Below are 11882 nucleotides of genomic sequence, written 5' to 3' on the forward strand. Positions count from 1 at the left end.
CCTGCAGGATGCGCGATGTGACTCTCCCTGAACGCCACCGGCCCACGGTTCCGGTGATCTCGATCGTCCTGCTGGCCGCGCTCGGCTGGATCATCGGACTGCTGCCCGGGCTCCCCGGCCCATCGCCGCTGAACCCTGCGGCGATGGGCGAGCTGGTCGCTCTCACCATCGTCGCCGGCACCCTCGGCGGCACGGCGGCCGCGGTCCGGCGCGACCGACCGGCGGCGGCCATCGCTGCTGCGAGCGGCGGTGTCACGCTGATCGCACTCGCGTCGATCCATGTGCTGGGCGAACGCGCGGTCCATCCCGAGCTCGTCCTCCGGGGGCTGCAGCTGCTCATGGTGATCGGCGGGGTCGTCTCGGTGGCGCTCGGGCTGGTGGCCGCGCTCGGGCCGGCCTGGCTGCGGGCCGTTGCGCTCGCACCGCTGGTCGGCGCCGCGTACAGCTGGCTCGGCCAAGCCCTGCCGCCGACGATGTCGCCATGGTGGCCGTGGCTGATCGTCGTGGTGACGACCGGCGTGCTCGTGCTGAGCCTGAGCCGTGGCCGACGTGGGCTGGTCGCGCTCCTGACCTGGCCGGTCGCGCTGGCGGGAGTGTGGCTGGTCCAGACGATCGTCATCGCGCTCACCGCGATCGGACCGAGCCTTCGACCCGGATACGGGATCGAAGAGCATCCCGATGTGCTCTTCGGGGAGTTCCTCGCGTACGCGTCCGAGATCTTCACGACCCCCGGTGTCCATCGGCCGTCTCTAATCGGCTGGTCGGTGGGGATCGCGCTGATGATCGTCGCCGCACGACTCGGCTTCGACCGCTGGGCCGCCTCGCGGCCGCCCGCGGCAGAGACCGCTGAGGAGCCGAAGGAACACCCGGGACGCAGGCCGGTACGCCATGCCGTCCTGCTCCGCCGGATCGAGATCGTCCTCATCGGGCTCTCGCTGCTCTTCGTCGCCGTCGCCCTGGGGAATGTCTTCGCGTCCTACTTCTGCTTCGCCGGGGCGGGGTACTGCGGACCACCTGGAGAGGAGCACGAGCTCGCCTACCGAGTGCTCCTCGTCCTGATGGTGCTGGCGTCAGCCGCTGCCCTTGGGCTGGCTGTCCTCCGGCGTTCGATGAGCGGGGTGATGTCGCACCTGGTCGTCGCCTTCGTCGTCGCCCTGAGCGCGGTGCTCTTCGCCGTGCCGGCGATCGACTGGCAGGAACGGCCTGCACTCGAACCGTCCGCTCCGGAACCGTCCGCTCCAGAACCATCCGCTCCCGAACCATCCACTTCCGAACCATCTGCTCCCGGATCGGACCGTCCTGGATCGATCGCCTGCTACTCCGGTGGCGACAGCGACGAGTGCCCCGGCGGGTGAGCCGCTACGACTCCGTCACCGGCGCCCTCGGCACGACGAGCGACATCAGCGCGGCGGCGGCGCACAGTGCACCGGCTGCGTACCAGACCAGGTCGTAGGTGCCGGTGACGTCGCGGACGACGCCGCCGGCCCAGGCGACCAGGCCGGCGCCGACCTGATGGGAGGCGAGGACCCAGCCGAAGACGATCGGGGCGTCCTCGGGCCAGACCTCTCGGCAGAGTGCGAGCGTGGGTGGCACGGTGGCGACCCAGTCGAGGCCGTAGAAGACGATGAAGAAGACCATCGGGAGGTGGATCTCGGGAGCCAGCAGCATCGGCAGGAAGATCAGCGAGATCCCGCGCAGCGAGTAGTAGACGCCGAGCAGCACCACCGGGTTGAACCGGTCGGTCAGCCACCCGGAGAAGATCGTCCCCGCGACGTCGAAAAGACCGATCACCGCGAGCAGCGACGCGGCCGCGACGGTCTCCATGCCGTGATCGTGCGCTGCGGGTACGAAGTGGGTCCGGATCAGGCCGTTCGTGGTGATCCCGCAGATGGCGAAAGCGCCGGCAAGGAGCCAGAAGGCCTTGGTACGCAGCGCCGTCCCGAGCACACGCACCGTCCGTAGCGCGGCGCCGGCGGCTGGCGCGGGTCGCGGCACGATCTCCGTGGCCCCATATGGGGCCAGGCCGATGTCGGCCGGGTAGCCGCGGAGCAGGAGCATCACGAACGGGATCACTGCGGCGGCGACGAGCGCGATGGTGATCGAGGCGGCCCGCCAGCCGAACTCACCGATCAGCACCGCCAGGATCGGCAGGAAGATCAGCTGACCGGAGGCGCCGCCGGCGGTCAGCAGGCCGCTGACCAGGCCCTGGCGCTTGGCGAACCAGCGGGTGGTGATCGTGGCGCCGAAGGCGAGCGCCATGCAGCCGCTGCCACCGCCGACCAGAACACCCCAGCCGAGCACGAACTGCCACGACTCGCTCATCCAGACGGTCCCGAGCGAGCCGAGCGTGATCATGGTGAGCGCGAAGGCGACCACCGGCCGGATCCCGAAGCGGTCCATCAGCGCCGCCGCGAACGGCGCGGTCAGACCGTAGAGGGCGAGCTGCAGCGTGATCCCCACGCCGATCGTGCCGCGGGACCAGCCGAACTCGCCGTGCAGCGGGTCGACCAGGAGGCCGGGTGCAGCGGTGAACGCGGCGGCTCCGACGATCGTCACGAACGCGATGGCGGCCACCCACCAGGCGGGGTGGATCAGCGGGCCACGTCCCGAGGCACGGCGGGCAGGCGGCGGGGTCGTCGTCTGGGCGGTGTCCTGAGCCTGTCGAAGGGTCATGGAGGTGATCCTTTCGGTCGCGCGACTTGCGCGACAGTGGCCTGATTGACATCTATCGATAAGATCCAGCCATGGGTGACGTACGAGCTCCACAGCCGCACCGCGTCGCGGTGCTGATCCAGGACGGGTTCATCCCGTTCGAGATCGGCATCCCGCACCGGATCTTCGGCAAGGCCCGCGACAGCGAGGACCGACTCCTCTACGAGGTCGTCACCTGCACGCCCGGCGGCCCGGGCCCGGTGCAGTCCGACTCCGACCTCGTCGTGCTCGCCCCGCACGGGCCCGAGGCCCTGGCCGAGGCCGACACCGTGGTGGTCCCGAAGTTCGGCTCCGACTATGCGGAGGCGACCGACGGAGTGCTCTCGGCGCCGTTGAAGGAGGCGCTCGACCAGATCCGGCCCGGCACCCGGATCATGTCGATCTGCACGGGCGCCTTCGCCCTCGCCGCCGCAGGGCTTCTCGACGGCCGTCCCGCGACCACCCACTGGGCCCACACCGACCATTTCCGCACACTGTTTCCGCAGGTCAGGCTGAATCCCGACGTACTCTTCGTCGACGACGGCGACATCCTCACCTCCGCCGGCGTGGCCTCCGGCATCGACCTCTGCCTGCATGTCGTACGCAGCGACCACGGTGCCGCGGTCGCCAACCGCGTCGCCCGCGCGACGGTCGTACCTCCCCACCGAGACGGCGGCCAGGCGCAGTTCATCAGGCACCACGCACCCGCTCCGGGCGACAGCGGGATCCCCGCGGCCACCGCCTGGGCGCGCGCCCACCTCGACCAGCCGATCACGCTGGAGGCGATGGCCGCCCAGGTCTCGATGTCGGTGCGCACCTTCACCCGCCGGTTCCGCGACGAGACCGGTGACTCCCCCGGCCGCTGGCTCCAGCGCCAACGCATCGAGCTCGCCCGCAACCTTCTCGAGACGACCGACCTCACCATGGAGCAGGTCGCCGCCCGCTGCGGCTTCAACACCGCCCAGTCGCTCCGCCTCCACTTCCACGCCGCCCTCGGCATCACTCCCACCGCGTACCGCCGCACCTTCCGTGGCTGACCACCCAGCCGAGGCGTCACGCCCGTCACCCCAGGCGTCACGCCCGTCGGCCGAAGCGTCAGCCTGGTCGCCCGAGGCGTCGGTTAGGCAGGCCGAAACGTCGCCTCCGCCGGTCGAATAGGCACGGTGACGTCTCGACCGACCGGGGTGACGTCTCGGCTGAATCGAGATGGCGGGATGTCGCACAACGATGACGTTTATCCGCTCGCCGGATGGCGTGTGGGTGCCTAGCCTCTTACCGTGACGACGACGATCGAGCCGACCCCCTCCACGACCACACCGCTCTGGAAGCCACTGTTGGCGTGCGGCGTGACGCTGGTGCTGTGGGCGTCGGCGTTCGTCGGGATCCGTCACCTGGGCGACTCGGTGCCGCCCGGCAGCCTCTCGCTGGGCCGTCTTGCGGTGATGGTGGCGGCCCTGGGCGCCTACCTCGCCCTCAAGGGCGGGTTCCGGTTGCCGACCCGGAAGGAATGGCCGCTGGTCGCGATCGGCGGGGCGTCGTGGCTGGGCATCTACAACCTCGCGCTCAACGAGTCCGAGCGCCGCATCGACGCGGCGACGGCGGCGCTGATCGTGCAGGTGGGACCGATCGTGGTCGCGCTGCTGGCCGGGTTGGTGCTCAAGGAGCAGATCCACCGATGGGTGCTGATCGGCACCGGCGTCGGGTTCGCGGGCGTCGTGATCATCGGTCGCGCCTCGGCCAACGGCGACACCGGCGACTGGATCGGCGTCGCGCTCTCGGTCGTCGCGGCGCTCACCTTCGCGATCGGCGTGCTCACCCAGAAGAAGCTGCTGCCGACGATGAACGCGCTGTTGCTGACGTTCTGGTACGGAGCGGTCGGCCTCGTCGTCTGCCTGCCCTGGTCGGGCGAGCTGGTCTCGACCCTCCCCGACGTCAGCGTCGCCAACCTCGGCTGGGTCGTCTACCTCGGCCTCTTCACGAGCGCACTGGCCTTCGTGACCTGGGCCTACGCGCTGTCCCACTCCGACGCGGGCAAGTTCGCGCAGTCGACGTTCCTGGTGCCGTTCATCACCGCGCTGATGGCGTGGCTGCTGCTCGACGAGGTGCCTCCGGCGCTCGCCTTCGTGGGCGGAGCGATGTGCATCGCGGGCGTACTCATCACTCGACGCCGACCGCGCTGACCACTCGGCGTCGAAATTCGACTACTCGGCGTCGGTTTCTGACTTCTCGGCGGACTCCAGCCAGCCTCGGAAGGCTTCGAGGTTGGCGGTGGACTCGCCGCGCAGCTTGCGCCACTCCCACTCCTTGCGGATGGAGGTGGCGAAGCCGAGCTCGAGGATGGTGTTGAAGGACTCGTCGGCGTAGGTCAGGACCGAGCCGAGGAGGCGGTCGAGCTCGTCGGGGTCGACCATCGCGAGGGGCAGCCGGCCGTCGAGGTAGATGTCGCCGAGGCGGTCGATGCCGAAGGCGACGCCGTAGAGGCGCAGGTTGCGCTCGAGCAGCCAGCGGTAGACGGTCTCGTGGTTCTCGTCGGGGCGGCGGCAGACGAAGGCGTGTACGCCGAGCGCGTGCTGCCCGAGGTCGAGCCGGACCGGCGTCTGCAGCTTGCGCTCACCCGGGAGCGCGAACGAGAAGACCACCTCGCCACCGGGCTGGGACTGCTCGTCCCAGGTCAGGTCGTTAAACTTCAGCCAGCCGCGTACGACCTCTTCGTGCTCGGTCCGAGCGTCCTCACTCATGCCGTCAGCTCCTCACGCATCAGCATCTTGGCCTCTTCGTAGACGTCGAGCGTATTGCGTGCGGTGAGATCCCAGGAGAAGTCCTGGGCGTGTCGACGAGCGCCCTCGGCGAGCGCGGCCCAGCGAGGCTCGGACGAGATCGCGTTGGTGAGCGCGTCGGCCCACTGCGCCGGGTCGTGACCGTCGACCAGCAGGCCGCTGCGGCCGTGGTGCACGGCGGTGGTCAGCCCGCCGACGGCGGCTGCGACCACGGGGGTGCCGCAGGCCTGCGCCTCGACGGCGACCAGGCCGAAGGACTCGTTGTAGGAGGGGACGGCGACGACGGAGGCGGCGGAGTACCACCGCGCGAGCTCGTCCTGGTGGACCGGCGGAACGAACCGGACCACGTCGGAGATGCCCAGCTCGGCGGCGAGATCGGCGAGACCGGTCGGGTGCTCGAGACCGGAGCCGGAGGGACCACCGACGATCGGCACCACGAGGTCGCGGCGCAGCGAGGGGTCGCGGGCGAGCATGACGGCGGCCGCCCGGAGGAGTACGTCAGGGGCCTTGAGCGGCTGGATGCGGCCGGCGAAGAGGAGCACGTGCGCGCGGGCCGGGAGCCCGAGCGCGGCCCGGGCGGCGGCCCGGCCGCGCGGCCGGAAGACGCGCAGGTCGACCCCGGGATGCACGACGGCGACGCGGCCGGGGTCCGCGTCGTACATGTTGATCAGCTGCTTGGCCTCGAGGTCGGTGTTGGCGATCAGCATGTCGGACGCCTCGACGACCTGCTCCTCGCCGATCACCCGGGCGTCCGGCTCGGGGTTGTCACCCTCGGCGAGGGCCTCGTTCTTGACCTTGGCCATGGTGTGCATGGAGTGGACCAGCGGCACGCCCCACCGGTCGCGCGAGAGCGCGCCGACCTGGCCGGAGAGCCAGTAGTGGGAGTGCACGGCGTCGAAGTAGCCCGGCGGGTTGGACGCCTCGGCGCGCAGCACCTCGCGCGCGAACGTGCACAGCTGCCCGGGCAGATCACCCTTGGCCAACCCCTCGAAAGGACCCGCGTGCACGTGGTGGACCGCCACCCCGTCGTACGCCTCGACGACCTGCGGCAGGCGCGAGGAGGTCGCGCGCGTGAAGATGTCCACGGCGATGCCCTGCGCGGCCAGGCGGCGGGAGAGCTCGAGCACGTAGACGTTCATGCCGCCGGCGTCGCCGGTGCCCGGCTGGTCGAGAGGGGAGGTGTGCAGACTGACCATCGCTACACGGTGGATCATTCCTGCCCCTTTGTGTGTACGCCTGTGGTCCCGTCTCTCAACACGCGGATCCCGGCCATCATTCCCGGCCGCTCGAAACGCGTGCGACCCATCTTCGATCGTGGGACCCGGTACCCAAAAGTCGAGCGGCCCAGGAGAGAATGGGGCCATGTCGTCCAAGAATGCTGTCGTGACCGGCGCCTCCAGCGGGATCGGCGCCGCCACCGCCCGCCAGCTCGCCAAGGAGGGCTACCACGTCTTCCTCGCCGCCCGGCGGGCCGACCGGATCGAGGCGCTCGCCGAGGAGATCGGTGGCACCGCGATCGCGACCGACGTCACCTCCGACGACTCCGTCGCCGCGCTCGTGGAGGCGGTGGGTGACCGTCTCGACCTGCTGGTCAACAACGCCGGCGGCGCCTTCGGCGTGGACAAGGTGGCCGAGGCCGACCTGGCGAAGTGGCAGGCGATGTTCGAGGTCAACGTGGTCGGCCTGACCCGGGTGACCAAGGCGCTGCTCCCGGCGCTGATCGCCTCGGGTGCCGGCGCCGTCATCAACGTCGGCTCGATCGCCGGCCGGCGCGCCTACGAGGGCGGCGCCGGATACAACGCGGCCAAGTTCGGCACCCGCGCGGTCACCGAGGCGCTGCGCCTGGAGATCGTCGACCAGCCGGTGCGGATCATGGAGATCGCCCCCGGCATGGTCCACACCGAGGAGTTCTCGCTCGTCCGCCTCGGCGGCGACAAGGCAGCGGCCGAGGCCGTCTACCAGGGCGTCGCCGAGCCGCTGATCGCCGACGACGTCGCCGACGCGATCGTCTGGATGGCCACCCGCCCGGCTCACGTCAACATCGACGAGCTGGTCATCAAGCCGCGGGCCCAGGCCGCGCCGCACAAGGTCCACCGGGAGAGCTGAGCCACCCCGATCCACCCTCTGACCTGGGCCGGACCAGGTGAGAGGGCGGTCGAGGATTGAGTACGCGGCACCGCACGGTGTCACACTCGATACGTGCAGACGATCGGACTCATCGGCGGCATGAGCTGGGAAAGCACTGCCGCTTACTACGAGGGACTCAACAAGGGTGTCCAGCAGCGGCTCGGCGGGCTCCACTCCGCCAAGATCGTGCTGGCCTCCGTCGACCTGGCCGAGCTGACCGCGCTCCAGGAGAAGGAGTCCTGGGACCAGGTCGCCGAGATCCTGGTCGCATCGGCGCGCAGCGTCGTGGCCGGTGGCGCCGACTTCATCCTGTTGTGCACGACCACCTTCCACAAGGTCTACGACGAGGTGGCGGCGGCCGTCGACGTACCCGTCCTGCACCTGGCCGACGTCCTCGCCGAGAAGGCCACCGAGCTCGGCATCACCAAGGCCGGCTTCCTAGCCACCCGCTACACCGTGGAGAACGACTTCTTCGCGCAGCGGATCTCCGACCACGGCGTCGACGTCAACCTGCCCGACACGCTCCACATCGAGATGCTCGACTCGATCATCTACGAGGAGCTCGTGCACCGCACGGTCGTCTCGGGCTCGCGCAAGCGGGTCCTCGAGGTCGTCCACGAGCTGTGGGACGCCGGCTCCGACGGTGTCATCCTCGGCGCCTCCGAGCTCAGCCTCCTGGTGCGGCCCAGCGACGTCGATGTTCCCATCCTCGACGCCATCACCGTGCACGTCGAGGCAGCGCTCGACCGCGCCCTCGCCTGACGTCGGTCGAGCCCGCGAGCGCCAGCGAGCGGTGTCGAGACCAACACGGTTCGTCGGCGCTCGATAGGACTGTGTTGGTCTCGACACGCCTCCGCCTAGCGGCTCCGGCGGCTCGACCAGCGTCAGCTCTCCAGGAGCTCGTTCGCGATGGCGTGCAGCTCGGGGCTGAGGTCGCCCTCGTGCACGACGGCGGTCTGTCCGTCGACCTCGAACTCGTAGACGTAGCGGTCGGCGCCCTTCGGCTGCGACGGCGCACCGGCGCCGGAGACCAGGTTGCGGACCGTCGCGACCTGAGCGGCCGACGGGGAGAGCTCGGCCACCCCCTCCTTGGTACGTCCCAGGAAGCCGCCGCTGCGGCGGACCTTCACCACGGTCGGACCCTGCTCCTCACCGTCAGGGGCGGGTGAGTCGGCGGCCGGGGTGACCCCGACCTCGGACCAGGCGGTGGTGACCGCCTCGGCGTGCTCACCGGCCTCGGCGACCGTCGCGGCGGCGAAGCCGGCGAAGTCGGCGTCGGTCGTGACCGCGCCGCCCGTGAGAGCGGCGTACCAGATCTTGCCGACGCCGTCCCACGCGTTGCCGCCGATCGCCTTGGCGGCGAGCGCGAAGGCGCGGTTGGGGATGCCGGAGTTGATGTGGACGCCGCCGTTGTCGTCGGTGCCGTCGTAGATGTCGTCCATGTGAGCGGGCTGCGGGTCCTTGCCCAGCTCGGGGTCGTCGTAGGCGGTGCCGGGCTCGAGCATGTGGCGCAGGCCGACCCCCTGGACCGACTCGGTGAAGAGGCCCTCGCCGATGATCCAGTCGGCCTCCTCGGCGCTCTGGCCGAGGAGACGCTGCTTGAGGCAGGAGCCGAAGACGTCGGAGAGGTGCTCGTTGAGCGCACCCGACTGGCCCTGGTAGACGAGGCCGGCGGTGTGCTCGGTGACCGCGTGGGAGAGCTCGTGGCCGATCACGTCGACGGCCTTGGTGAAGCGCTGGAAGATCTTCCCGTCACCGTCGCCGAAGACCAGCTGCTTGCCGTCCCAGAAGGCGTTCGCGTAGCTCTGGTCGTAGTGGACGGTCATCACGACCTCGATGCCGCGGCCGTCGTAGGAGTCGCGGCCGTAGACCTCTTCGAAGAGGGCCAGCGACCCGGTGATGCCGGTCGCCGCCTCGTCCACGCTCTCGTCGCCCGACTCGGGCTCGCCCGCGGCACGGACCTTCTCGCCGGGCAGGTCGGTGCCGTTGTTCGCGGTGTAGACGGTCCAGTCGCCCGCCTCCGCGGCGGTGTCGCCGGCCTCGGGGGCGGGACGCTGGGCGATCACAGCCGTCAGGTGCTCCGCCCGAGCGGCACGGAAACCGTTGTCCTTGTCGAGGCAGCCAGGGTCGAGCCGCTGCATGAGGTAGGGGGGCACGATGTGGCAGACGTGTTTCCGAGGAGTCATGTCTCTCAGCCAAGCGCCATCTGAGGATGCGGGTCAAGGAGGTCGCGGCGGATAAGATCAGGCGTTCCCGTCCCGCTCCAGAAATCGAGCCGCTTCGCACATGTCCGAGATCCTCAAGGCCAATCTCCGCAACGTCGCCATCGTTGCGCACGTCGACCACGGCAAGACCACACTGGTCGACGCCATGCTGCGTCAGGCAGGCACCTTCACCGAGCACGAAGCCGAATCGGTGGCCGAGCGGGTCATGGACTCCGGCGAGCTCGAGCGCGAGAAGGGCATCACCATCCTCGCGAAGAACACCGCCATCCACTACACCGGGCCGAGCGCGCCCGAGGGGATGACGATCAACATCATCGACACCCCCGGCCACGCCGACTTCGGTGGTGAGGTCGAGCGCGGTCTGTCGATGGTCGACGGCATCGTGCTGCTGGTGGACGCCTCCGAGGGCCCGCTCCCGCAGACCCGGTTCGTGCTGCGCAAGGCGCTCAACGCCGACATGCCGGTCGTGCTCGTGGTCAACAAGGTCGACCGTCCCGACGCGCGCATCGAGGAGGTCGTCGACGAGACCTACGAGCTCTTCATGGACCTGCTCGACGACTCCCACAGCCAGGACGCCCTCGACTTCCCGGTGATCTACGCCTCCGGCAAGGCGGGCGTCGCCTCGCTCGAGCAGCCGGCCAACGGCGAGCTGCCCGACTCCAAGGACCTCGAGCCGCTCTTCTCCACCATCCTGGAGACCATCCCGGCCCCGACCTACCAGGCCGGCGCGCCGCTGCAGGCCCACGTCACCAACCTCGACGCCTCCCCGTTCCTGGGCCGCCTCGCGCTGGTCCGCATCCACCAGGGCACCCTGAAGAAGGGCCAGAACGTCGCCTGGATGCAGCGCAACGGCGAGACCAAGAACGTACGCATCACCGAGCTGCTCATCACCGACGGCCTCGAGCGCAAGCCCGGCGAGGAGGCCGGCCCCGGCGACATCGTCGCCGTCGCGGGCATCCCGGAGATCATGATCGGTGAGACGCTGGCCGACCCGGAGAACCCGGTCGCGCTGCCGCTCATCCACGTCGACGAGCCGGCGATCTCGATGACCATCGGCACCAACACCTCGCCGCTCGTCGGCAAGGTCAAGGGCGCCAAGGTCACCGCCCGGATGGTCAAGGACCGCCTCGACCAGGAGCTCATCGGCAACGTCTCGCTCAAGGTCCTCAACACCGAGCGGCCCGACGCCTGGGAGGTGCAGGGCCGCGGTGAGCTGGCGCTGGCCATCCTGGTCGAGCAGATGCGTCGCGAGGGCTACGAGCTGACCGTCGGCAAGCCGCAGGTGGTCACCCGCGAGATCGACGGCAAGCTCCACGAGCCTTTCGAGCGGCTCACCATCGACGCCCCGGAGGAGTTCCTCGGCACCATCACCGAGCTGCTCGCCAACCGCAAGGGCCGCATGGAGGGCATGACCAACCACGGCACCGGCTGGGTCCGGATGGAGTTCATCGTCCCCTCCCGCGGCCTGATCGGCTTCCGCACCGACTTCCTCACCGAGACGCGCGGCACCGGCATCGCCCACCACATCTCCGAGGGCTACTTCCCGTGGGCCGGCGAGATCCGCTCGCGCAACAACGGCTCGCTGGTCGCCGACCGCTCCGGTGCGGCCTCGGCCTACGCGATGACCTCGCTCCAGGAGCGCGGCGTGCTCTTCGTCGAGCCCACCACCGAGGTCTACGAGGGCATGATCGTCGGCGAGAACTCCCGCCAGGACGACATGGACGTCAACATCACCAAGGAGAAGCAGCAGACCAACATCCGGTCCGCCACCTCCGACAACTTCGAGAAGCTCATCCCGCCGAAGAAGCTCTCCCTCGAGCAGTGCCTGGAGTTCTGCCGCGAGGACGAGTGCGTCGAGATCACGCCTGACCAGATCCGGATCCGGAAGGTGATCCTGGACGCGAACGAGCGGGCGAAGATCGCGAGCCGAGCACGGAAGGCCAACAAGTAGGCGGAGCGCCAGCGGAGCCTGCTTGATTGGGCTTGTCGTGCGAGGCGAAGTGATCCCTGACCGAAGGTCAGGATGATCGCGAGCCGAGCGCGCAAGGCCAACAAGTAGGTC

General features: G+C 69.7%; 10 protein-coding genes. 6 read left to right on the forward strand and 4 right to left on the reverse strand.

All coding sequences use genetic code 11. From position 1 onward, the window contains the following. Window positions 1-17: 17 nt before the first annotated feature. The gene (locus tag IEY81_RS12335; protein ID WP_189118771.1) at window positions 18-1355 is read left to right on the forward strand and encodes a hypothetical protein; all 1338 of its coding nucleotides are present in this window, start codon (window positions 18-20) and stop codon (window positions 1353-1355) included. A 4-nt stretch (window positions 1356-1359) separates the two neighbouring features. On the opposite strand, the gene IEY81_RS12340 is transcribed toward IEY81_RS12335, so the two are convergent. Beyond that, window positions 1360-2673, reverse strand: a complete 1314-nt coding sequence (locus IEY81_RS12340; protein ID WP_229787769.1) for an MFS transporter — start codon at window positions 2671-2673, stop codon at window positions 1360-1362. Between the two features lie 71 nt (window positions 2674-2744). Between IEY81_RS12340 and IEY81_RS12345 the strand changes: the two genes are divergently transcribed. Continuing rightward, the gene (locus IEY81_RS12345; protein ID WP_189118772.1) at window positions 2745-3728 is read left to right on the forward strand and encodes a GlxA family transcriptional regulator; all 984 of its coding nucleotides are present in this window, start codon (window positions 2745-2747) and stop codon (window positions 3726-3728) included. 240 nt (window positions 3729-3968) lie between these two features. Continuing rightward, on the forward strand, window positions 3969-4871 hold the full coding sequence (locus tag IEY81_RS12350) for a DMT family transporter (RefSeq protein ID WP_189118773.1): 903 nt from the start codon (window positions 3969-3971) through the stop codon (window positions 4869-4871). A 21-nt stretch (window positions 4872-4892) separates the two neighbouring features. Here the strand turns inward: IEY81_RS12350 and IEY81_RS12355 are convergent, their stop codons facing one another. Continuing rightward, on the reverse strand, window positions 4893-5429 hold the full coding sequence (locus tag IEY81_RS12355; protein ID WP_189118774.1) for a type III secretion system chaperone family protein: 537 nt from the start codon (window positions 5427-5429) through the stop codon (window positions 4893-4895). After that, entirely contained in the window at window positions 5426-6682 is a 1257-nt protein-coding gene (gene mshA, locus IEY81_RS12360; RefSeq protein WP_189118775.1) for a D-inositol-3-phosphate glycosyltransferase, read from the reverse strand. Before mshA ends, IEY81_RS12355 begins: the two co-directional genes overlap by 4 nt. 148 nt (window positions 6683-6830) lie before the next feature. Here mshA and IEY81_RS12365 point away from each other — a divergent pair, with 148 nt between their 5' ends. Both IEY81_RS12365 and IEY81_RS12370 read left to right on the forward strand, forming a co-directional pair. Then, complete coding sequence (locus IEY81_RS12365) at window positions 6831-7574, forward strand: SDR family NAD(P)-dependent oxidoreductase (protein ID WP_189118776.1); 744 nt, start codon at window positions 6831-6833, stop codon at window positions 7572-7574. Window positions 7575-7667: 93 nt separating this feature from the next. Further along, complete coding sequence (locus IEY81_RS12370; RefSeq protein WP_189118777.1) at window positions 7668-8357, forward strand: aspartate/glutamate racemase family protein; 690 nt, start codon at window positions 7668-7670, stop codon at window positions 8355-8357. Between the two features lie 122 nt (window positions 8358-8479). Here the strand turns inward: IEY81_RS12370 and IEY81_RS12375 are convergent, their stop codons facing one another. Then, window positions 8480-9781 (reverse strand): M4 family metallopeptidase, encoded by a 1302-nt coding sequence (locus IEY81_RS12375; protein WP_189118778.1) that lies wholly within the window; start codon window positions 9779-9781, stop codon window positions 8480-8482. A gap of 100 nt (window positions 9782-9881) precedes the next feature. Here IEY81_RS12375 and typA point away from each other — a divergent pair, with 100 nt between their 5' ends. Further along, window positions 9882-11771, forward strand: a complete 1890-nt coding sequence (gene typA, locus IEY81_RS12380) for a translational GTPase TypA (protein ID WP_189118779.1) — start codon at window positions 9882-9884, stop codon at window positions 11769-11771. Window positions 11772-11882: the final 111 nt, after the last annotated feature.

It is taken from the genome of Nocardioides luteus (genome assembly GCF_014648595.1).
GTDB classification, from domain to species: Bacteria; Actinomycetota; Actinomycetes; order Propionibacteriales; family Nocardioidaceae; genus Nocardioides; species Nocardioides luteus.

What these genes read in the sequence shown, in the direction of transcription:
- IEY81_RS12340 (WP_229787769.1), bottom strand. Translation starts at nt 2,673, where the DNA reads ATGACCCTTCGACAGGCTCAGGACACCGCCCAGACGACGACCCCGCCG.
- IEY81_RS12345 (WP_189118772.1), top strand. Translation starts at nt 2,745, where the DNA reads ATGGGTGACGTACGAGCTCCACAGCCGCACCGCGTCGCGGTGCTGATC.
- IEY81_RS12355 (WP_189118774.1), bottom strand. Translation starts at nt 5,429, where the DNA reads ATGAGTGAGGACGCTCGGACCGAGCACGAAGAGGTCGTACGCGGCTGG.
- mshA (WP_189118775.1), bottom strand. Translation starts at nt 6,682, where the DNA reads ATGATCCACCGTGTAGCGATGGTCAGTCTGCACACCTCCCCTCTCGAC.
- IEY81_RS12365 (WP_189118776.1), top strand. Translation starts at nt 6,831, where the DNA reads ATGTCGTCCAAGAATGCTGTCGTGACCGGCGCCTCCAGCGGGATCGGC.
- IEY81_RS12375 (WP_189118778.1), bottom strand. Translation starts at nt 9,781, where the DNA reads ATGACTCCTCGGAAACACGTCTGCCACATCGTGCCCCCCTACCTCATG.
- typA (WP_189118779.1), top strand. Translation starts at nt 9,882, where the DNA reads ATGTCCGAGATCCTCAAGGCCAATCTCCGCAACGTCGCCATCGTTGCG.